Annotated in this window: 21 protein-coding genes; 12 read left to right on the top strand and 9 right to left on the bottom strand. The window is 71.4% G+C overall.

Annotated elements, in window-relative coordinates; translation table 11 throughout:
• The first annotated feature begins 37 nt into the window (after positions 1-37).
• Both M8J74_RS20780 and M8J74_RS20775 read left to right on the top strand, forming a co-directional pair.
• Positions 38-907, top strand: coding sequence for an alpha/beta fold hydrolase (locus tag M8J74_RS20780; protein ID WP_249837870.1), 870 nt, complete (start codon positions 38-40; stop codon positions 905-907).
• 56 nt (positions 908-963) lie between these two features.
• Positions 964-2,070, top strand: coding sequence for an AI-2E family transporter (locus M8J74_RS20775; protein ID WP_249837869.1), 1,107 nt, complete (start codon positions 964-966; stop codon positions 2,068-2,070).
• A gap of 14 nt (positions 2,071-2,084) precedes the next feature.
• Here M8J74_RS20775 and M8J74_RS20770 read toward each other — a convergent pair whose 3' ends face one another.
• Both M8J74_RS20770 and M8J74_RS20765 read right to left on the bottom strand, forming a co-directional pair.
• Positions 2,085-2,468: a hypothetical protein gene (locus M8J74_RS20770; protein WP_249837868.1), complete on the bottom strand. Its 384-nt coding sequence runs from the start codon at positions 2,466-2,468 to the stop codon at positions 2,085-2,087.
• A gap of 9 nt (positions 2,469-2,477) precedes the next feature.
• Positions 2,478-3,107, bottom strand: a complete 630-nt coding sequence (locus tag M8J74_RS20765) for a phosphatase PAP2 family protein (RefSeq protein WP_249837867.1) — start codon at positions 3,105-3,107, stop codon at positions 2,478-2,480.
• Between the two features lie 160 nt (positions 3,108-3,267).
• Here M8J74_RS20765 and M8J74_RS20760 point away from each other — a divergent pair, with 160 nt between their 5' ends.
• Together M8J74_RS20760 and M8J74_RS20755 are read left to right on the top strand one after the other, a co-directional pair.
• Entirely contained in the window at positions 3,268-4,146 is an 879-nt protein-coding gene (locus M8J74_RS20760; RefSeq protein WP_249837866.1) for an SDR family oxidoreductase, read from the top strand.
• A 100-nt stretch (positions 4,147-4,246) separates the two neighbouring features.
• Positions 4,247-5,134 (top strand): SCO4651 family lipoprotein, encoded by an 888-nt coding sequence (locus tag M8J74_RS20755; RefSeq protein WP_249837865.1) that lies wholly within the window; start codon positions 4,247-4,249, stop codon positions 5,132-5,134.
• 125 nt (positions 5,135-5,259) lie between these two features.
• Here the strand turns inward: M8J74_RS20755 and M8J74_RS20750 are convergent, their stop codons facing one another.
• The gene (locus M8J74_RS20750; RefSeq protein ID WP_249837864.1) at positions 5,260-6,801 is read right to left on the bottom strand and encodes a lysyl oxidase family protein; all 1,542 of its coding nucleotides are present in this window, start codon (positions 6,799-6,801) and stop codon (positions 5,260-5,262) included.
• A 420-nt stretch (positions 6,802-7,221) separates the two neighbouring features.
• Between M8J74_RS20750 and xynA the strand changes: the two genes are divergently transcribed.
• From xynA to M8J74_RS20730, 4 genes are all read left to right on the top strand, one after another.
• Positions 7,222-7,884: an endo-1,4-beta-xylanase XynA gene (gene xynA, locus M8J74_RS20745; RefSeq protein ID WP_249837863.1), complete on the top strand. Its 663-nt coding sequence runs from the start codon at positions 7,222-7,224 to the stop codon at positions 7,882-7,884.
• The gene (locus M8J74_RS20740; RefSeq protein WP_249837862.1) at positions 7,881-8,576 is read left to right on the top strand and encodes a polysaccharide deacetylase family protein; all 696 of its coding nucleotides are present in this window, start codon (positions 7,881-7,883) and stop codon (positions 8,574-8,576) included. The genes xynA and M8J74_RS20740 overlap by 4 nt, the downstream gene beginning before the upstream one ends.
• A gap of 200 nt (positions 8,577-8,776) precedes the next feature.
• Positions 8,777-9,964: a T6SS phospholipase effector Tle1-like catalytic domain-containing protein gene (locus tag M8J74_RS20735; protein ID WP_249837861.1), complete on the top strand. Its 1,188-nt coding sequence runs from the start codon at positions 8,777-8,779 to the stop codon at positions 9,962-9,964.
• A gap of 152 nt (positions 9,965-10,116) precedes the next feature.
• Entirely contained in the window at positions 10,117-11,049 is a 933-nt protein-coding gene (locus M8J74_RS20730) for a L,D-transpeptidase (protein WP_249837881.1), read from the top strand.
• 39 nt (positions 11,050-11,088) lie between these two features.
• Here M8J74_RS20730 and phoU read toward each other — a convergent pair whose 3' ends face one another.
• Positions 11,089-11,763 (bottom strand): phosphate signaling complex protein PhoU, encoded by a 675-nt coding sequence (phoU, locus tag M8J74_RS20725; protein ID WP_249837860.1) that lies wholly within the window; start codon positions 11,761-11,763, stop codon positions 11,089-11,091.
• Between the two features lie 174 nt (positions 11,764-11,937).
• Positions 11,938-13,041, bottom strand: a complete 1,104-nt coding sequence (locus M8J74_RS20720) for an ABC transporter substrate-binding protein (protein WP_249837859.1) — start codon at positions 13,039-13,041, stop codon at positions 11,938-11,940.
• A gap of 217 nt (positions 13,042-13,258) precedes the next feature.
• Here M8J74_RS20720 and M8J74_RS20715 point away from each other — a divergent pair, with 217 nt between their 5' ends.
• Together M8J74_RS20715 and M8J74_RS20710 are read left to right on the top strand one after the other, a co-directional pair.
• Entirely contained in the window at positions 13,259-14,038 is a 780-nt protein-coding gene (locus M8J74_RS20715; protein WP_249837858.1) for a 2-phosphosulfolactate phosphatase, read from the top strand.
• A gap of 146 nt (positions 14,039-14,184) precedes the next feature.
• On the top strand, positions 14,185-15,450 hold the full coding sequence (locus tag M8J74_RS20710) for a cytochrome P450 family protein (RefSeq protein ID WP_249837857.1): 1,266 nt from the start codon (positions 14,185-14,187) through the stop codon (positions 15,448-15,450).
• Between the two features lie 36 nt (positions 15,451-15,486).
• Here the strand turns inward: M8J74_RS20710 and M8J74_RS20705 are convergent, their stop codons facing one another.
• The 3 genes from M8J74_RS20705 to M8J74_RS20695 all read right to left on the bottom strand — a co-directional run bounded on the left by M8J74_RS20705 (position 15,487) and on the right by M8J74_RS20695 (position 17,545).
• Entirely contained in the window at positions 15,487-16,143 is a 657-nt protein-coding gene (locus M8J74_RS20705) for a hypothetical protein (protein ID WP_249837856.1), read from the bottom strand.
• A gap of 41 nt (positions 16,144-16,184) precedes the next feature.
• Complete coding sequence (locus M8J74_RS20700) at positions 16,185-16,559, bottom strand: Het-E N-terminal domain-containing protein (RefSeq protein ID WP_249837855.1); 375 nt, start codon at positions 16,557-16,559, stop codon at positions 16,185-16,187.
• 131 nt (positions 16,560-16,690) lie between these two features.
• The gene (locus tag M8J74_RS20695; protein WP_249837854.1) at positions 16,691-17,545 is read right to left on the bottom strand and encodes an alpha/beta fold hydrolase; all 855 of its coding nucleotides are present in this window, start codon (positions 17,543-17,545) and stop codon (positions 16,691-16,693) included.
• Positions 17,546-17,688: 143 nt separating this feature from the next.
• On the opposite strand from M8J74_RS20695, the gene M8J74_RS20690 reads away from it, so the two are divergent.
• Complete coding sequence (locus tag M8J74_RS20690) at positions 17,689-18,567, top strand: AraC family transcriptional regulator (RefSeq protein WP_249837853.1); 879 nt, start codon at positions 17,689-17,691, stop codon at positions 18,565-18,567.
• Positions 18,568-18,727: 160 nt separating this feature from the next.
• Positions 18,728-19,597, top strand: a complete 870-nt coding sequence (locus M8J74_RS20685; RefSeq protein ID WP_249837852.1) for a class II glutamine amidotransferase — start codon at positions 18,728-18,730, stop codon at positions 19,595-19,597.
• Between the two features lie 15 nt (positions 19,598-19,612).
• Here the strand turns inward: M8J74_RS20685 and M8J74_RS20680 are convergent, their stop codons facing one another.
• On the bottom strand, positions 19,613-20,590 hold the full coding sequence (locus M8J74_RS20680) for a helix-turn-helix transcriptional regulator (RefSeq protein WP_249837851.1): 978 nt from the start codon (positions 20,588-20,590) through the stop codon (positions 19,613-19,615).
• Positions 20,591-20,650 lie beyond the last annotated feature (60 nt).

Raw genomic sequence — 20,650 nt, 5'->3', positions numbered from 1 at the left:
GGGATGCTCGGTCGGCAGGAGGCGGGAGGGCACAGCCTTGTTCGAGGACTTCGAGACCAGGCAGGTGGACGTCGGCGAGGCGTCGGCGTTCGTCCGGTACGGCGGGCAGGGACCGGCGGTGGTGCTGCTCCACGGCCACCCCCGCACGTCCGCGACCTGGCACCGGGTCGCCCCGCGCCTCGTCCGGCGCGGCTTCACCGTCGTCTGCCCCGACCTGCGCGGATACGGCCGGTCGACCGGCCCGGCGCCCACCGCGGACCATGCCGCGCACTCCAAGCGGGCCGTCGCCGGGGACGTGGTCGCGGTGCTGCGCGCCCTGGGCCACGACCGGTTCGCGCTGGCCGGGCACGATCGCGGAGGCGCCGTCGCCCTGCGCCTGGTCCTCGACCATCCGGACGTCGTCTCGCGCGTGGCGCTGATCGACTGCCTGCCCATCACGGAGCACCTGTCCCGGATCACCGCCGAGTTCGCCACCCGGTGGTGGCACTGGTTCTTCTTCGCGCAGCCGGACATTCCCGAGCGCGTCATCAACGCCGATCCCGACAGCTGGTACCGCGGCGACCCGCACCGCATGGGACGCGAGAACCACGACGAGTGGCGGGCGGCCATGCGGAATCCCGACGTGGTGCGGGCCATGCTGGAGGACTACCGGGCGGGGCTGACCATCGACAGGCAGCACGAGGACAAGGACCGCGCCGCCGGAGTGCGCATCGGCTGCCCGGCCCTGATCCTGTGGTCGCTGCAGGACGATCTCGAGGACCTCTACGGCGACCCGCTGAAGATCTGGCAGCAGTGGGCGGCAGACGTCCGCGGCCACGGCATCGACTCCGGGCACCACGTCGCCGAACAGGCCCCTCAGGCCCTCGCGTCCGCACTGGCGGACTTCTTCACCGGGCGCACCGAGTGAGACGTACGACGGCGCACGACCCGTTTCCGCCGGCGGCTGCCGGGCACCCTGTGGCCATGGAAAGGCGCCCCGTTCCGGTACGCACCATTCTCGCCGCCATCGGTCTGGTGCTCACTGCCTACGTCGCACTGCAACTGGTGGTCCAGACCCGCCGGGTCCTGGTGTGGATCGTGATCGCGCTGTTCTTCGCCGTCGCCCTGTACCCGGCGGTCGACGCGCTGGAGCGACGGGTCACGCGCTGCCGGCGCTCGGTGGCCACGCTGCTGGTCTTCCTGCTCGCGGTCGTGGTCGTCGGCGGCCTGGTGGCGCTCTTCGTCACGCCGCTGGCTCAGGAGGGCTCCCGGCTCGCCGGCCGGCTGCCCCACCTCATCGAGGACGCCCGCGCCGGCCGCGGACCGGTCGGGGACCTGCTGGAGCGCACCCATGCCCTGCGCTACGTCCAGCAGCATCGCGGGCAGATCCGCTCCTTCGCCACCGGCCTCGGCACACCCGCCCTGGCGTTCGTCCGCAGCGCGGCCACCACCGTCGCGGGCGCCGTCACCATCTTCGTCCTGGCCTATCTGATGGTCCTCGAGGGACCCAAGGTCGTCGGCGGCGCGCTCGCCCTGACCGACGAGGCCCGCGCCGCGCGCATCCGCCGGGTGGGCGCCGAGTGCGCCCGGACCGTCAACGGCTACCTGACCGGAAACCTGCTGATCAGCGTCATCTGTGGCGTCCTGACCTATGTGATGCTGCTGATCGCCGGGGTGCCGTTCGCCGGACTGCTGGCCCTCTTCGTCGCCATCACCGACCTCATTCCGCTCGTGGGAGCCACGCTGGGCGCCGTCGTCGCCTCCGTCGCGGCGTTCGTCCATTCCCTTCCGGCCGGCATCGCCGCCATCGTCTTCTTCGTCGTCTACCAGCAGGTCGAAAACCACCTGCTGCAGCCGCTCATTCTCTCCCGGACCGTGAAACTGAATCCGCTGACCGTTCTGGTCGCGATTCTGCTGGCCGTCGAGATCGCGGGAATTCTCGGAGCCCTGCTCGCCATTCCCGTCACCGGAATGATTCAGGTGATCCTTCGTGACATCTGGTCCCACCGCGAAGGCCGGCCGCTGAAGCTGCCCATGCGGGGTGACGAGACCCGCGACAAGCCCGTCCGGGCCACCAGCGACGCCGACTAGAGCACGGTCTGCTGTCACCACAGGTGCAGGAAACTCCGGACATCGTCATGGCCGTCGAGGGCCCGACCGTCCACGTCCGACGGATCCGCCTCGGCTCGCGCAGCCAGTGACTCCACCAGGGCCCGGGCCTCCGCACTGAGACACCCGAAGCGACGAGCGGCATGGCCCAGGCACAACCCGGCCAGCCCGAGCAGCGGACTTCCCGGCACCGCCCGCGTCCCGACCTGCACGCACCAGTGCTCGACGAACTCCGCGTCGTCGTCGTGCAACGCGGTGCCGACGAGGACTCCAGCCGCCTCACCCTCTGCCGAACGGTCACGCAGCGCCCGCTCCAATGTCTCGGCCACCACCTCGTGAGGTAGCGCGGGAGGGTTGTGGAAGCTGCGATGCGAATGCATCCCGCGAGACTACGCGGACCGCGTCCAACGCCCGTATGCCACGGGTCGCTTGTCCGGTGGGCGAGGTGAACGTTGCCCGGTGCGGCACCAGCCGGTCAGCGAGCGTCGCAGCAGGCGCGGCGTGGAGCGCCCCAGAGCGGCACTGGCGAGACCGATGGCGGCGCCGGCCGCGACGTCGGTGGGGTAGTGCGCTCCGCTCCACACCCGCTCGACGGCCACCAGGGCAGCGGGCACGGCGCACAGGGCGCCGGCGACCGGCCAGGCGGGAACGACGGCGCCGGCGAAGGCGGCAGCGACGGCGGTGTGACCCGAGGGAAACGACGACGAGTCGGGGCGGTCCTCGACCTCGTCGTGCGGAAACCATTCCGCTGGGGGGCGGGGCCGGTCGTTGAGCCGTTTGCACAGACCGCTGCAGATCACCTGGGCCACCACGACGGCGCCCAGTCCGCCGGCCGCGGCCCGGCGACCGCGCCGACCGCCGAACAGGGCCATCGTCCCGGCGGCACAGCACCACAGCTTCGTTTTCTGCGCGGCCTTCTCCACCATCGTCAGCGCCTTGCCGACACGCGCCGGCATTCGAACGGCAACCCGCCGTGTCACGATCCGGTCGCCCTCGCGCAACTCCGTCAGCACCCTCATGAACTGCGGGTTTCCCCAAGACCGCGGTCCATGACGGAGTCCGGGCGCTCGGCGATCTCCGGTGTGGTCCGTGCCGGCTCGGGTACCTGGGGGCACCCCACCACGCACATCGCGCCGGGCGCCGTACCGGCGTCGCGGCGGCACACGAGGAGGACGCACCGTGGCCCAGCCACAGCACCCCACGCATCAGCACCCGCAGCCCGACTTCCCCTCCCAGGACCAGCAGCATCCCGGCTGGACCGGACCGATGGACCCGCCTCCGGACCACGGGGAGGAGTCCTACCGCGGCAGTGGCCGCCTGGCGGACCGCAAGGCCGTGGTCACCGGCGGGGATTCCGGGATCGGCCGGGCGGTGTGCCTGGCGTTCGCCCGGGAGGGCGCCGATGTCCTCTTCACCTACCTGGAGGAGGAGAAGGACGAGGCCCGGGAGACGGCACGGCTGGTGGAGGACGCCGGCCGGCGCGCGCTGCCGGTCGCCTGCGACATCCGCGAGGAGGACAACTGCCGGGCTCTCGTGGACCAGGCGGTCGCCGAGTTCGGCCGCATCGACGTGCTGGTGAACAACGCGGCCTACCAGATGTCCCAGCCGGACGGCATCGAGGCCATCTCCACCGAGCAGTTCGACCGTGTGCTGCGCACCAACCTATACGGCATGTTCTGGCTGACGAAGTTCGCCGTGCCGCACATCCCCGGGGGCGGCAGCGTCATCAACTCCACGTCCGTGCAGGCGTACAAGCCCAGCCCGCATCTGCTCGACTACGCCATGACCAAGGGCGCCATCGTCACCTTCACCCAGGGACTGGCCCAGATGCTGATCGACCGCGGTATCCGCGTCAACGCGGTGGCTCCGGGCCCGGTGTGGACCCCGCTGATCCCGGCGACGCTGCCGGACACCGCGGAGTTCGGCAAGCAGTCCCCGATCGGCCGCCCGGCGCAGCCGGCGGAGATGGCCCCGGCCTACGTGTTCCTCGCCTCTCAGGAGGCATCCTTCATCACGGCCGAGATCGTCAACGCCACCGGCGGCACCCCGCTGCCGTAGAACCGTCTCCGCGCCCTCGATCGGGGTTTCGCCGACGCCGGTCCTGGTACCGGAGGAACCCATGGAACAACGGCGTTGAAAGAAGCAGGAGTTGAACCGAATGAAACGGTCCTTACGCGCATCCCGCCCGGCCGTGTGGGGCACGAGCGGTCTGCTGTCCGTCGCGCTGCTGACGGGATGCGGCAACGACAGCGGCGGGAAAGGCGCGAGCGGCGCCGGCGGAACGGTGTCGGAAGGCAGGACGCAGCAGTCGTCGGCGAAGGTGGTCCAGGCGACCCACGCGAAGACCAGCCAGGCGAAGACCGCGCGGATCAAGCTGTCGACCACCGTCTCCGCCGGCTCCGACGAGCAGACGATCACCGGCTCGGGAGTGCTCGATCTCCGCGACGGCACCAGTCGCCTGCGCCTGGGCCAGGGCAACCGGCAGCTGGAGCAGCGCATCGTCGACCACGTCCTCTACGAGAAGGCCCCGGCGGCGGTCGGCCGGCTCCCCCACGGCAAGAGCTGGATGAAAGTCGACCTGCGCCGGCTCGACACCTCGCAGGGCAGCGGCGCCACGATGAGCGACCCGGCCGACTCCTTCGCCTACACCGAGTCCCTGTCCGGGAAGGACGTGCGCAAGGTGGGCGAGGAGACGGTGAACGGCGTGTCCACCACGCACTACCGCGTTCTGCTCGATCTCTCCAAGCTGGCCAAGGGCGACTCGGCACAGGAGCGGAAACTGCGCGCGCGGCTCGGAGACAGCGTGCCCGTGGACCTCTGGATCGACAAGGACGGGCGCACCCGCCGCCAGCAGATCCTGATGACGGTCAAGAACTCCGCGCGGACGGGCTCCAGTGCCACTCCGCGCCAGGCCCGCGCGAGGGTCGTCATGGACCTGAGCGGCTTCGGCACCGCCGTGGACGTCACCGCTCCCCCGGCCGGTCAGACCGTCGACGTCACCGCCAAGGTGTCGCAGCGGGCGGGGACGGACCCGTCGGCGAACTGACCGACCCGGGCGCCGGAACAACGTCACCGTCGTCGGCCGACGCGTATCCGGTCAGGTCGACGACGGCATGACGCAGGGTCGGGCGGTCCCGCCGGACCGCCCGACCCTGCGGTGCGGCTGTCGGATCAGGGCGCGTCGACGAGGCCGACCGCCGGCACGGTCACCGTGCGGGCGCCGGTCGTGCCGCCCAGGACGACCTTGCGCAGGGAGACGTTGTTCGTGGTGCTCGTCTCCTTCAGGCGGTGGTCGGGGTTGGCGATGACCTGGATGTAGTACGTGCCGTTCGGCAGGCCGGTGACGTCGAACGACTGACCGGGACGGATCTGGCTGTAGGTGTCGCCGTTGCCGACGTCCAGCACCTCCCGCACGGACACCGAGTTCTCCTCACCGCAGGCGGTGGCGAGGTCGGTGTTGTCCGGGTGCCAGTTGGCGTTCTTCACCGTGTAGTCGATGGCGTCCGTGTTGGCCAGGCAGAACGCCTCCTTGCCGCTGCGGACGATCTCCTTCTTGTCCGCACCCAGCAGCCGGTAACTGGCGAAGTCGTGGAAGTGCCAGTGCTGGTGACCCTCCCTGGGGTCCCATTCCATGCTGCCGGTGGGCGTGTACCCGACCTGCTTGCCGTTGGCGTCGTAGAAGTACTGGTAGGCGTCCATCGTGTCGGCGCCGGGCTTGCGGAAGCCGTCGACGACCAGCGGAGAGGGGCCGCCGTTCCACACGGTGGCGCCGAAGGCCAGGTAGTCCTTGCCCGCGGCCGCTCCCTCGCCGCCGTCGGAGCCGTCGTTGAGGGAGATGCCGTACGCCGGCAAGGCCCGCAGGTCGGGCTTGGGCAGGGCGGCCGCGTCGGTACGGGCGCCGGTCGGGCGGTGCTTGTTGGGCTTCAGCACGCGTGAGGCCGCCCCCGAGGAGGCCTTGCCCGTCACCGCGCCGTCGGCGGCAGGGGTGCGCGGGGCCGCGCCCGCGCCGCCCTCGCCGGCGTCCTGCACGGTCACCTTGATCGTCTGCGGTGCGTCGGTCATGCCGAAGAGGTCACGGTACTTCTTGGCCACCCGCACCGTCGCCGTGTACTGGCCGGCGGCCAGGTCCGCGGGTGCGCTGTCCCAGCTCTGGCCGACCCCGGCCGCCCAGCCCTGCTCGGTGCCCCAGACACCGCCGAGGGTGAAGGGGTTGTCCGAGCAGCCGCCGGGGTAGCGGGAGGTCGCCGGGGCGTCCGGGCGGATGCGTCCGGCCCGGTTGTTCGGGCAGAAGGCCTGTTTCGTGCTCAGCACCTTCGCGCCCGCGGCGTCGGTGACGGTGACCTCGAGGAACCCGGGCAGGCCCGTGAAGTCCTTGACCAGGCCGGCCGGAAGGGTCTTGGTGTGCGTGGTCCCGCCGCTGCGGGTGATCTGCTGGGCGACGACGGGGTCGTTGTAGGACTTGCGGGTCACCCGGAACTCCAGGGCCGCCTTGTCGACGGTGATGTAGGTCCCCAGGTCCAGGTAGACGCCCGGCTCCCCTCTCCACCGTTCGAGGGTCACGGACTTGGCCGCGGCGATCAGTTTGAGCTTCGGCGCGACGGGCGTCGCCGCCCCCGCGGTGGGAGCGACCCCGGCCGCGGTGGCGGCCATGGTGAGCGTCGCAGCGGTGACGATCGCCGAACGACCTAACGTGCTTCTGTGGTACGTGGTCATCGAATCCTCGTTCACAAGTGCCTGACGGCATCTGGCGGTTGGTGAGGCACGTCGGAATCTGTGTGCCATATGTGAACAGGGGTGAGGGAGCCTGTTGGTTGCCTCGCCGCAGGCGCGAACTGCGCGCTCTTCGGGCTTGGTTGACGGTGTTCTTCGGCGCGGGATCGCCCCTGTTCCCGACGTCATATGCATTCGGGTCGCCCTCTTCGAACCGGAAGAACTCCGAAACATTCGATTGATCAGTTCTCTCCAATTGATCTAGAACCGCGATTCCATTCTTGGCTAAAACTCATCTGACCGTGGCGAATCAATGGCGAATGTTTCGAAATAACTACCGAAACTATTGACGCTTGACGGGTGCAGGCCAAAACTGGCGGACCGAACCGCAACCCCGCCTCTCTGGACGAGGAGGACCCCCACATGACGCACGAGATCACCCGCAGGGGCGTCGGCGCCCTGCTGCTGGGCGGCGCGGCCGCGCTGGCACTGCCCGGTACCGCCCGCGCGGCCACCGTCGTGACGACCAACCAGACCGGCACGAACAACGGCTTCTACTACTCGTTCTGGACGGACGCCCAGGGCACGGTCTCCATGACCCTGAACTCCGGCGGCAACTACAGCACCAGCTGGCGCAACACCGGCAACTTCGTCGCCGGCAAGGGCTGGAGCACGGGCGCCCGCAGGAACGTCAGCTACTCGGGCAGCTTCAGCCCCTCCGGCAACGGCTACCTGTCGCTGTACGGCTGGACGTCCAACCCGCTGGTCGAGTACTACATCGTCGAGAACTGGGGCACCTACCGGCCCACGGGAACGTACAAAGGGACCGTCAGCAGCGACGGCGGCACCTACGACATCTACCAGACCACCCGCTACAACGCCCCGTCCGTCGAGGGCAACAAGACCTTCAACCAGTACTGGAGCGTGCGCCAGTCCAGGCGCACGGGCGGCACCATCACCACCGGCAACCACTTCGACGCCTGGGGCCGGGCCGGGATGCCGCTCGGCAGCTTCAAGTACTACATGATCCTGGCGACGGAGGGATACCAGAGCAGCGGCAGCTCCAACATCACGGTGTCGGGATGAGCAGCGCGACCCGGCGCTCGCACCGCCCCGTGACGACGGCCCTCACGGCCGTCACGCTGGCCGCCGCGGCCACCCTCGCCGTCCAGACCGCGCACGCCGGTCCCGCCCGGGCCGCCACGTGCAACGGCTATGTCGGCCTCACCTTCGACGACGGCCCGTCCGGGAACACACCCAACCTGCTGAACGCGCTCAGGCAGAGCGGGCTGCGGGCCACGATGTTCAACGAGGGGCAGTACGCGGCCGCCAACCCTGCCCAGGTCAGGGCCCAGGTCGCGGCAGGCATGTGGGTGGGCAACCACACCTACACGCACCCGCATCTGACCACGCTCGGCCAGGCCCAGATCGACTCGGAGATCTCCCGCACCCAGCAGGCCGTCTCCGCGGCGGGCGGGGGCACGCCCCAGCTGTTCCGGCCCCCGTACGGCGAGACCAACTCCACGGTCCGGACGGTGGCGGCCAAGTACGGCCTGACGCAGATCATCTGGGACGTGGACTCGCAGGACTGGAACGGCGCCGGCACGGACGCGATCGTGGCGGCCGCCGGACGCCTGACCAACGGCCAGGTGATCCTCATGCACGACTGGCCCGCCAACACGGTCGCCGCGATCCCGCGCATCGCGCAGGGGCTCGCCGCCCGCGGCCTGTGCGCGGGGCGGATCTCGCCCCAGACCGGCCGCGCCGTAGCACCCTGACCCTGACGGCACCCGTGGTCCGTAGCGACCGCGCATCGGGAGAGCAGCGGCGTCCGTCCCCGGCGTCTTCGATGCGCGGTCGCTCGGCTCGCCTCGGGCGACGGCGAAGTCCCGTACGGACGGTTCGCAAGGCCCGTCGGCGGTGCGACCATGAAAGCGGCACCCCTGTGCCGTGTGAGGCGCCCGAAAGGAGGCCCGACATGGCCAGACGTCTGGTCGTCTGCTGCGACGGGACATGGAATCTCGCCGACCAGCCCAGCAAGACCAATGTCACCAAGGTCGCCCTGGCCGTTCTCCCCCGCTCCGCCGACGGGACACCTCAGCGCGTGTACTACCACAGCGGCGTCGGCACCCGCCGGCGAGAACACCTGCGCGGCGGGGCGTTCGGCGTGGGCCTGTCCCACAACGTCCTGAGCGCCTACCGCTTCCTCGTCGAGAACTTCGAACCCGGCGACGACGTCTACCTGTTCGGCTTCAGCCGGGGCGCGTTCACCGCCCGCAGCCTGGCCGGGCTGATCAACAACAGCGGAATCCTGCGCCGCCGCAACGCCCACCGCACCAAGGAGGCGTGGGCGCTGTACCGCAGCCGGATCGAGAAGCCGAACGGCGCGGCCTCCACCCTCTTCCGGCGGGCCTACGCGCACGAGACGGACATCCACTTCATCGGAGAATGGGACACGGTCGGCGCCCTCGGCATCCCCGTACCGGGTCCCCCTTGGCTGGCTCCGGTCGTGCGCGTGGTCAACCGCCGCTGGGCGTTCCACGACACCGACCTCGGCCCTCGGGTCCGGGTGGCCCGGCACGCGCTGGCGATCGACGAGCGGCGCGAGGCGTTCCGGCCGACGCTGTGGAATCAGCGGCCCGAGGCCGCGGCGGGCGGCCAGACGCTGGAGCAGGTCTGGTTCACCGGCGTGCACTGCGACATAGGCGGCGGCGAGCGGGAGACCGGGCTGTCCGACATCGCCCTGCTGTGGATGGTGGACCAGGCGCGCCTTGCCGGCCTGGAGTTCGACGCGGAGGCGTTCAGCGCGCGCGGACCGGCCGTGATGAAGCCGGACCGGAGCATCGACTTCCGCGTGCAGGCGGACCCCATGGGCCCGGTGCACGAGTCCCGGACGGGCCTGTATCGCCTCTTCAGGCCGCTGCACCGGCCCATCGGCCATCGAGAGGACAGGCAGTACGTCTCGGCGACCGCCCGCCGACGCTACGACGACGATCCGGCCTACCGCGAGAGCTCCCCGGCACTGGCCCGGTACCTCACCGAGCCGACCCGCCTCGACATCGCCCAGGTCCCCCTGACGGCCGCCGCGGCGGGCCTCGTCCCGCAGCGCGTACCACGGCCCGCTACGCCGGCCCGATCCGGCAGCTCAAGTGACGTGGATCACTAAAGATCTGTGTGCCGCACGCAACTGCGCCCCCGTGCATCACTGTCTGACAGAAAGGCGGGCCCGTCAGGGCCGGGGAGCAAGAGAGAGCGGAGCACGGCGTGGGACGGCGCAAGGGCAGCATAGGGATCGCACTCGTCACGGTCGCGACGCTGATGGGCGCGAGTGCCTGCGGCGGGGGCAGCGGCGACAAGGCGAGCGCCAACGACGGGAAGGCCTCGGGCAAGGCCAGCGCGAGCAGCTCGCCCAAGCCGACGAAGCCCGCGGGCCCGCCGATGCTGCTGGACACCATCACCCCGCAGACGGGCAACACGGTCGGCGTGGCCATGCCGATCTCGGTGATCTTCAGCAACCCGGTGGCGGCGAAGGCGCGGGCCACGGTCGAGAAGCACATGAAGGTGAGCGCTTCCCAGCCGGTCGAGGGCGCCTGGCACTGGATGGGCGACAGGCGCGCCGACTGGCGGCCGAAGAACTACTGGCCCTCCGGTACGACCGTCAAGATCGACGCCGATCTCAAGGGCGTCGGCAACGGCAACGGACGCTACGGCGTGCACGGCTACACGCACACCTTCAAGATCGGCGACGACGTGCGCGCGGACGTCTCGGTCACCGGCCACACCATGAAGGTGACCCGCAACGGCAAGCTGGTGCGCACCCTGTCGATCAACGCGGGCAGCGCCGAGTACCCGACGTGGAACGGCACGATGGCCGTCATCGACAAGCAGGAGAAGGTCCACATGACCTCCTGCAGTGTCGGCATCAGCTGCGACAAGGGCAGTGCCAACTACTACGACCTCACGCTGCCCTGGGACGTCCACCTCACCCAGTCCGGCACGTATGTGCACTACTCGACGGGCGACCCGTACCCGGGCAGCGGCAGCGCCCGCGGCTCGCACGGCTGCGTCCACCTGTCCATGTCGGACGCCAAGTGGTTCTACGGCCAGGTCAAGCAGGGCGACCCGGTCACCATCACCGGCTCCCCCCGCGCCAAGGCGCCGGCCGACAACGGCTACGCCGACTTCAACCTGTCGTGGGACCAGTGGCTGACGGGCAGCGCGGCCGGGGAGCAGACGACCGCGACCCTGTGACGGGCGGCGGAGCCCGCCGGTCGCGCGGGCCCGCCGGGCTCAGTGGATGACGGGAGTCTCCGGGAGGTAGTCGTCGGCGTGTTCGCCGGTGACCAGGTACACCACCCGGCGGGCGATGGAGACGGCGTGGTCGGCGAAGCGCTCGTAGTAGCGGCCCACCAGGGTGACGTCGACGGCCGTCTCCACGCCGTGGTGCCAGCGTTCGTCCATCAGGTGCTGGAAGATCATGCGGTGCAGCTCGTCCATGCGGTCGTCGTCCCGCTCCAACTGCAGGGCGGCGTCGAGGTCCTGGGTGATGAGGACCTCGGCCGCCTGTGCCATGAGGCGCTGGGCGAGCTGGCCCATCTCCAGGATCGTCCGGCGCAGATCCCGGGGCACGGCGTGCTGCGGGTGGCGGCGCCGGGCCAGCTTGGCCACGTGCTGTGCGAGGACGCCGCAGCGCTCCAGGTCCGCGCTCATCCGCAGTGAGGTGACCACCACGCGCAGGTCCGTGGCGACCGGCTGCTGGCGTGCCAGTACCGCGATCGCCTGTTCCTCCAGATTCCGCTGCAGCTCCTCCACCTGGCCCTCGGTGTCGATCACGCTCTCCGCGAGCCGGAGATCGGTGTCGAGGAGGGCGCCGGTGGCGCGGCCCATGGCCGAGCCGACGAGGTTCGCCATCTCCACCAGCGCCTCGCTGATCGACTCCAGTTCCTTGTGATAGGCCTCCCGCATCGCCCTCATCCTCCACTCTCACGGCGCGTCTGCAACGCTGCCCAGACTCGCACACCCCCTCGACGCCCTCGGCGCCCGCCTCCACCCGTCGCTCGCGCGAACAGCGCCCGGAGGGGGAAGGAGGGTTGGTGTGCCGGGTGCGGTCGACGCCCCTGAGAGGGCCCACGAGGTGGGCTACCCGACGGTGTGCAGGACGCGGAAGCGGTCGGGCTGCGCCGGATCGCGGTCGACGACCTGAACCGGTGCCCAGGCCCACTGCCAGACGCCGATGCCGGGCCGGCGGGTGAACCGGACCCGTCCACGGGTGCCGTCGACGGCGACGCGCGGCCAGGACGCGGCCGTACGCGCCCGGTCCGTGCCGTGCGCTCGCAGCAGCTCGGCGAGGACGACGACGGTGTCGTAGCCCTCGAAGGCCACGAAGGAGGGCGCCCCGGCCAGCCGCTGGCGCAGCGCCGCGTCGACGCGGGCGCCCAGCGGGGTCATCCGCTCGGGCAGGTAGCGCAGGAACGGGACGCCGGCACCGGCGTCGCCGAGCAGTGCCGCCCACTCGGCCAGCTCCGGCTGCCCGGCGGGAGCGCCCAGCGTGATCCCGGCCAGGCGCGGGTCGTCGCGGACGCGTCTGACGATCGGCACGGCCGGTTCGGGGAAGCCGACCAGCAGCAGGAGGGCGGTCGCCCGATGGCCGGCGATTTCGTCGCACAGGGCGGCGGGGGTGAGCGTACGCGCATCGCATTCGGTCAAGGTCGCGCCGTGGGAGGCGAGTCGGTCGCGGAGGATGCCGACTCCCGAGGCCCAGTACACGCTCGGTTCGGTCGCCACGGCGACGCGGCGGTGGCCCGCGCCGAGGAGGAAGTCCGCGTAACCGCGCCAGCCGTACGACTGCGCCGGGGCAATGCGCGCGACCCAGTCCGTCGGCCGCTCGGTGAGCGCGTCGAGCACCGCCGACGAGCAGAGGAAGGGCAGACCGAGGGCGTCGGCGCGGGCGGCGGCGGCGCGGGCGACGACGCTGTGGTACTCCCCCGCCAGGGCGGCGACGCCCAGCTGAGCCAGTTCCTCCACGGCCGCCGTGGCCTTGCCCGGGTCGGCCGCGGTGTCACGGACGACCAGCTCCAGAGGTCTCCCGCCGATCCCTCCGGCCTCGTTGACCTCCTCGGCGGCCAGTTCGAGTCCGGCGAGCAGGTGCCGGCCGGACTCTACCCAGCCGGGCCGGGTGAGCGGAACGAGGACACCGATCCGGACGGCCCGCTCGGTACCGGACGGAGAGGGTGAGGTGTTCATGCGTCGGCAGCTCCCGCCTCGCGAGTCGTCCCCGGTCCGCCCCGGCCGCCGCGGACCAGGGCTGGCCGATGCGCGTCTCGGCCCTGTGGGCGCACCTGGGTGACCATGCGGTCATTGCATCCACGACCGCCGCCGGGAGACAAGCGATTATCCGCTCCGCTGCCTTGATCCGCGGCGGGAGGAGAATCCGGGATCTCCCTCCTCATGGATCGAGCCGATGTCAGACTCTGCCGCCATGAGCGACTGGTTCCTGCAAGGGCAGTCCGGGGTCCGGTTCGAGTGGGGCCCCGTCGGCGCCCGGCACCTCGCGTCCGACACCGGCTGCCTGGTGGTCGTCGACGTGCTGTCGTTCACGACATCGGTGACCGTCGCCGTCGAGGCGGGCACCCAGGTCTTTCCCTGTGCGTGGCGTGACGAGACGGCAGCCGCGTTCGCCCGGGACAAGGGGGCGGCACTGGCCGTGGGCCGGCGCGCCGCCACCCCTGCCTCGCCGTGGTCGCTGTCTCCCGCGGCCCTCCGGCGGGCGCCGTTCACGCCCCGTCTCGTGCTGCCCTCGCCCAACGGGTCGGCCATCTCCGCGGCGGCGGCCGGTTCGACGGTCGTGGCGGGCTGTCTGCGCAACGCCGCGGCGGTGGGCCGTCTGCTGGCGCGACAGGGGCACGGCACCGCGGAGCGTCCCCTCGTGGTGATCGCCGCGGGTGAGCGGTGGCCGGACGGAAGCCTGCGCCCAGCGCTGGAGGACCTGCTGGGCGCCGGGGCCGTCATCGACGCACTGGCGGCGCGAGGCGCCGGCCCCCTCTCCCCCGAGGCGGCCGCCGCCCGGGCCTGCTTCACCCAGGCGTCCGACGTCGCCGCCGCCGTGGCCTCGTGCGCCTCGGGCCTTGAGCTGGCCCGGAGCGGTTTCGCCGACGACGTGGCCGTCGCGACCGAACTCGACGCGTGCGCCGTGGTGCCGGTCCTCACCGGCGGAGCCTTCCACGACGGCACCGGGTGGTAGCGGCACCGGGCCTGTGCCGTTCGGCCGGATCGTGCCGGTCGCGGGCACGAATCGTGACGGTTCGTGCCGTGCGGTCTCGTGCGGCCACGCCACGGCGCCGTAACTTGCCGTCCGTACGGTGAGGTTCCTGATCCTCGGAGGCTGCGATGGCACACCCCGATCCCCTGGTCGTCGACCCGGACCCCTTGGTGATCGACCCGACCGGCGGCGACATCCACGGCGAGGCCGCCCGGATCCGTGACCGCGGCCCGGTGACGCCGGTCGCGCTCCCCGACGGCGTCGAGGCATGGGCCGTCAGCGACCCCGGCCTGCTCAAGCGCCTGCTCACCGACCCCCGCGTCTCGAAGGACGCCCGTCGGCACTGGTCCCGCTTCATCAAGGGCGACATCGCGCCGGATTGGCCCCTGTTCAGCTGGGTGTCCGTGCAGAACATGTTCACCGCGTACGGGGACGAGCACAAACGCCTGCGCGCCCTGGTCTCCAAGGCGTTCACCGCGCGCCGTACCGCGGCGCTCCGGCCGCGGGTCGAGGAGATCACCGAACTCCTGCTGGACGAGGTCGAGTCGGCGGGCGAGGGCGGACGAACCGTCGATCTGCGCGAGGAGTTCTGCTACCCCCTGCCGATCCGGGTGATCGGCGAACTGCTCGGCCTGCCCGAGGAACTGGGCGCCGAACTGCGGGCCGTCGTGGACGGTGTCTTCCACACCTCCGCCACGCCCGAGCAAGTCACCGACACGTACGCCCGGTTCTACGCCGTGCTCGCCGAACTCGTCGCGTTGCGGAGGGACTCGCCCGGTGACGACCTGACCACCGCCCTCATCGCGGCCCACGACGACGAGGACGGCACCCGCCTGAGCGAGCAGGAACTCCTCGACACGCTGATGCTCATGGTCAGCGCGGGTCACGAAACCACGGTCAACCTCCTCGACAAGGCCGTCCACGCCCTGCTCACCCACCCCGATCAACTCGCCCTGGTGCATGGCGGCGACGCCTCCTGGGACGACGTCGTCGAGGAGACCCTGCGCGTCGAGGCACCGGTCGCCAGCCTGCCCCTGCGGTACGCCGTGGAGGACCTGGCGATGGCGGAGTTCGGCGGTCCCGAAGGAGTCGTGATCGGCAAGGGCGAGGCCATTCTGGCCGCGTACGCCGCCGCCGGACGCCACCCGGGCCGCCACGGCGTCGACGCGGACCGTTTCGACGTCACCCGCCCGGACAAGGAGCACCTGGCCTTCGGCTACGGAGCGCACTTCTGCCTGGGCGCGCCGCTGGGACGGCTGGAGGCGCGGATCGCGCTGCCGGCGCTGTTCGGCCGTTTCCCGCAGCTGCGACTCGCGGTGGGCCAGGAGGAGTTGAAGCCGGTCGATTCCTTCATTTCGAACGGCCACCGTTCCCTTCCGGTCCGCCTGCGCTGATCGCGGCCGCCTCGCGAGCGGCGTCGGCGGGCCCGCTCATCGCAGATGAGCGGTGTCGACGATCGTGGACTCGCTGTCGGAACCGGTCACCTGGATGTACCCCGGGTTGCCGTCGCGGTCCACGTAGCAGGTGACGTCGAGAGAGTAGAGCACGGTCTGGCGGACCGGATGTCGGGCGACCGCCTTACGGCAGTCGGACGCCGTGGGCAGCTTCTTCGAATCCCAGTCGGCCAGCTTGCCGTTGGTGGCGTTCAGATAGCCGCCCGAGACATAGATCGCGTCGGTGTTCGTGCCCGCCCGCGAGGGCGGGGTGTGGGAGAAGTCGTACCCGACGGGTGCGCCCCCATTGCTGTCCTGCAGGTGGAAGCCGCGTACCAGTGCGGTCGACACGGCGGCGGGCGGGTCGGACAGGGCGGCCTTGGTGGCGAGGCCGCCGCCCCCGACGACCACGAGGGCCGTGGCGCCGGCGATCACTGGATGTGCGGCTGTCATGGACAGCAGAGGCCCGATCACGGGGATCGAGAATTTCAGGTGGGTGTTCTTCTGGTTGATCGTGGCGTGGTCGCCCGCGGTGACGGTCGCCGAGGAGTCGTGGACCCGCGAGCGGTGCCCGCCTCTCTGCGGGGGCAGGTAGGTGTTGTTCTGCACGTTCCCGTCGCCGACCTGGGCGCCCTTGATCCGGCTGTTCTTCATCAGCTGCGTGCTCTTTCGACTCTCCGGGTGCGGACGGCCGCTCAGTGGAAGGTGTTGTTCTGGGTGGTGCCGTTGCCGACCTGGACGCCCTTGGCCTCGCGGAGATCGATCCCGCCGGCCGAGGGGGGTGCCGCGGGCGGGGCGAGGAGGGCCAGCAGGCGCTGGGCGTGCTCCATCACCTCCGTGTCCACGGCCCCCGTCACCACGAGTTCGCGGACCAGCCCCTCGGCGGGCGCCCCCGGCCGCCGTTCCAGAGCGCTGAGCTGTTCCAGGGCTCCGGGGCGGCCGGAGAGTCGGCTGCTCAGCGCTTCCTTCAGCGCCCGGTAGGCATCCGTCACGGCGGCGGAAGCGGCGCCGCCGAGACCCGTCGTCGCGCCCGTGACCAGGGCCTGCACCACCAACGTCGCCGGATCCATCGGCGCACCTCCGTACGGCTTCCTCGGGATCGCACAGGGACGATCACCCGGTGTGACAACATGAGGAAGCTATCCGGCAGCCGGCCGCAAGGTCTGGGTTTGCCCGCAACCGCCGCCAATCGCCCGTTCGGTCACCTGATGCCGGCGCCCTTTGTCGTTTCTCCGCCGTCGGCCGCTGCCTCCGCTCGGCCCGTGATGTGGGCCAGGAAGTCATGGAGAGCCGCCGCGACGGCCTCCGGTGCTTCCAGGGGGAGGAGGTGCCCGACCCTCGGGACGGTGGTCAGGGTGGCGTGCGGGAGGTGCGGCAGAAGGCACTCGCGCAGCACCCGCGACGGTTCCACCACGTCCTTCTCCCCCGCCAGCACCGTCACCGGAACGTCGATGCCTCGTACGACCGTGGTGATGTCCTGTGCGATCCCCCGCAGGGGCCACTCCTGCCGGGCCGCGTCACCGGCGGCGAGACTGTCGTGCACCACGGCGCCCAACTCCGTCTCGGGCAGCGGGGTGGCGGCCAGCACATGCTCCACGGCGTGGCGCACCGTCTCCGGCGAGTCGTACGCGTGGGACAGACCCCGGCGGTACTCCTCCGTCACCATGGCGGGCGGCTGCGGCGGCGCCGGGGCGACGAGGACCAGTCCCGCCAGTCCGGTGGGCCGACGTGCCGCGAGAAGCTGGCTCACCTTGCCGCCCATCGAGTGCCCGACCAGGACGTACGGCCCCGACACGCACGTCTCGACGACGCGAGCGAGATCGTCGGCGAGCTGGTCGAGGTGGTAGGGGCCGGGCAGGGCCCGCGAGGCCCCCCAACCGCGCTGATCGAAGCGGACGGTCGCCTGCTCCGGTCGCAGCCGGCCGATCACACCGTTCCATGTCCCGGCGGAGCCGCCCCAGTAGTGGACGAACACCAGCGCCGGCCCGCTCGTGCCTCCGGCGCGTACCTCCATCGCTCCGCCCGCGACCGTCACCGGGATTGTCGTTTCCGTCATCTGCTCGCCTCTCACCGGCTCGGCGAAGCGCCTGCTCATCGCCCTGCCGTACGCTCGACCGCACTGTCCGACCTGTTCTTCAGGTCCCGTTCGACGGTATGCGGGGCGCTTCCCGGCCCTCGGTGAAAAGGGGCTCGACAATTGTGGAAAACGGACACGATGCGGTACGACAGCTGCGCTATCTGCCCGCCATCGGCTCACCTCATGGCGTGGAGGTGCTCGACTTCGCCGGGCTGCGCTCCATGGACCCCCGCCGCCGGCGCGCACTCCCCCAGCGCCCCGACTTCCACGTCTTCGCCCTCGTCCGCTCCGGCACCGGAAGCCACGAGGCGGACTTCCACGCCTTCACGCTGTCGGAGGGAAGCGCCGTCTGGATCCGGCCCGGGACGGTGCACCGCTGGAGCGACGTGGACGCCTGCGAAGGGCCGCTCGTCCTCTTCCGACCCGGTTTCCTCCCCGGCTTCACCAGCGCGGAGACCACCGCGCCGGTGAGCTGGCAGGTGGACGGGCAGCGCCTGGACCTCGCCCTGCTCGCGGCCGAGCACCTGGGCCGCGAGCACGAGACGGCGGCACACGCGCCGCACCTGGCCTCTCCCGCCCTGCTCTCCCACCTGCTGGCCGCGCTGCTCCTGCGCGCGCTGCCCGAGACACCGCCCGCGACCGACGCGCCGGAACCCGGCACACGGCACACGGCTGTCTTCCGCGCCTACCGAACCGCCGTCGAGGAGCACTTCACCGACTGGCACCAGGTGACCGACTACGCCCGGGCGCTCGGCTACGACGCGCGCACCCTCACCCGGGCGACACGCGCCGCCGCCGGCACGGGCGCCAAGGCCTTCCTCGACCAGCGCATCCTGCTGGAGGCGAAGAGGCTCCTCGCCCACACCGACCTCCCGGTCACCGGCTGCGCACGGCGCCTCGGCTTCCGCGACGTCGGCAACTTCACCACCTTCTTCCGACGCCAGGAGGCCATGCCTCCCGCCGCATGGCGCACGGCGTACGGTCAGGCCGGTTCCCCGTGAGGCGGGAACCGCCCAGGGGGACCCGGCGGCGAGTGCGGGATTCACACCGGGCCTGAGGGGACACTCCTGATAGAGCCCTCCCGTCGCCTCACCCACAGAAAGCGCCGTTCGCCGCCGACCCGCACACGGAACCACAGACCGGCTGTCCTGGAGGAACCTCATGTGCCGCCTCTTCGGCCTCACCAGCGCCCCGCTCCGCACCCACGCCACCTTCTGGCTCCTCGACGCCCCGGACAGCCTCAGCCGGCAGAGCCACCGCGACCCCGACGGCACCGGCCTCGGCCTCTTCGCCGCCGACGGCACCCCGCGCGTGGACAAGGCCCCCATCGCGGCCTACCGCGACCGCGCCTTCGCGCAGGAGGCCCGGCAGGAGGAGTCGGCGACCTTCGTCGCCCATGTCCGCTTCGCCTCCACGGGCAGCCTGGACGTCCGCAACACCCACCCCTTCGAACAGGACGGCCGGCTGTTCGCGCACAACGGAGTCATCGAGGGGCTCGACCGGCTCGACGAGCATCTGGGCGAGGACCGCTCCCTGGTCCGGGGCGACACCGACTCCGAGCGGTTCTTCGCGTTGATCACCCGGGAGACGCGCCGGCACGACGGTGACCTCACGCCCGGCCTGCGGGACGCCGCCCGCTGGATCGCCGCGCACGTGCCCCTCTTCGCCCTGAACCTGATCCTCATCACCCCCCGCGAGCTGTGGGCGCTGCGCTACCCGGACACCCACGACCTCTACGTCCTGGAGCGCCCGGCGGGCGGTCAGCACGGCAGCAGGCATCTGGACCACAGCGGCAGCCACGGCCGTATGCGCGTCCACTCGGCGCACCTGGCCGCGCACCCCGCGGTCGTCGTCGCAAGCGAGCGCATGGACGACAACCCGCACTGGCGCCCGCTGGAGCCCGGCGAACTGCTCCACGTCGGCCCCGACCTCCACGTCACCCGCCAGGTCGCCCTGCCGGATCCCCCGGCGCACCCGCTCACCCTGGACGACCTGCACCCCGACGCGGCCGCCTCCCAGCAGGCCGCCTGACCGCTCCACCGCATGTCAGCTCCGGTGGGCGAAGGACGCGAGCCGGGCCGCGAACTCGGCGACGCGGTCGCGCAGTTCGTCGGGGCGATCGATCACGAACGGGCGGTCCAGCGAGGCGAGCGTCGCGGGCAGCCAGTCGAGGCGCTCCGCCCGCAACTCGACACGCAGCCACCCTTCGCCCCCGCCTTCCGGCGGCTCGCACTCCGCCAGGGTGGCGACGCCGGCGGGCAGGCGGGCGCGGATCTGCTCGGCCGTCCCCTGGACCCGGACGGTCACCTCGTGCCGGTACTCAGCCGTGGCGAACCCCGACAGCAGGCGCTGCGCCGGCGTGGGCCCTTCGGGGACCTCGAACGTGCCGGGCAGGGTGCGGGCGTCCGCGATGCGGTCGAGGCGGAAGGTCCGGTCCTCGCCGATCCGGGCGTCCCGTCCCGTGACGTACCACCGGCCGGAGTGGGCGACCACCCCGTACGGGTGCAGGACACGTTCGCTGCCCCGTCCGTCGCGGTCGGTGTAGCGGACCGACACGGGCCGGAGGTGGCGCACCGCGTCGGTCACGGTGAGCAGGACTCCGGTGTCCGGGGCGGCGGCCGCTCCGGGCCCATCGGTGAAGTCGAGCGATTCCAGGAGTGCGTCGAGGCGGCGGGCGGTGTGCTTCGGCAGGACTCGCCGGATCTTGGCCGACGCGGTCTCGCTCGCCGTGTGCTCCGGTGTCAGTCCCGCCCGGCGGCCGGCGATCAGTCCGAGCAGTACGGCCAGTGCCTCGTCGTCGCTGAGCATGAGCGGGGGAAGCCGGTACCCGGGGGCGAGCCGGTAGCCGCCGTAGCGGCCGCGCACCGACTCCACCGGCACGTCGAGGTCGAGCAGCTGGTCCACGTAGCGGCGCACGGTCCGCCCCTCGACGCCGAGCCGGTCGGCGAGCTCGGCCACGGTCCGGGTGCCGCCCGACTGCAACAGTTCGAGGAGGGTCAGCACACGGCCGGTGGGTCCAGGCATGCGAACAGCCTAAGCGGATACAGGACGGATTCTGTCCTCTATTGCTCCTAGTCTGCGGAG

The sequence above is a fragment of the Streptomyces panaciradicis genome (assembly GCF_023516615.1).
Classification (GTDB): domain Bacteria; phylum Actinomycetota; class Actinomycetes; order Streptomycetales; family Streptomycetaceae; genus Streptomyces; species Streptomyces panaciradicis.
Note: the sequence above shows the minus strand (reverse complement) of the source record. Positions and strands in the feature narration are given on the sequence as shown.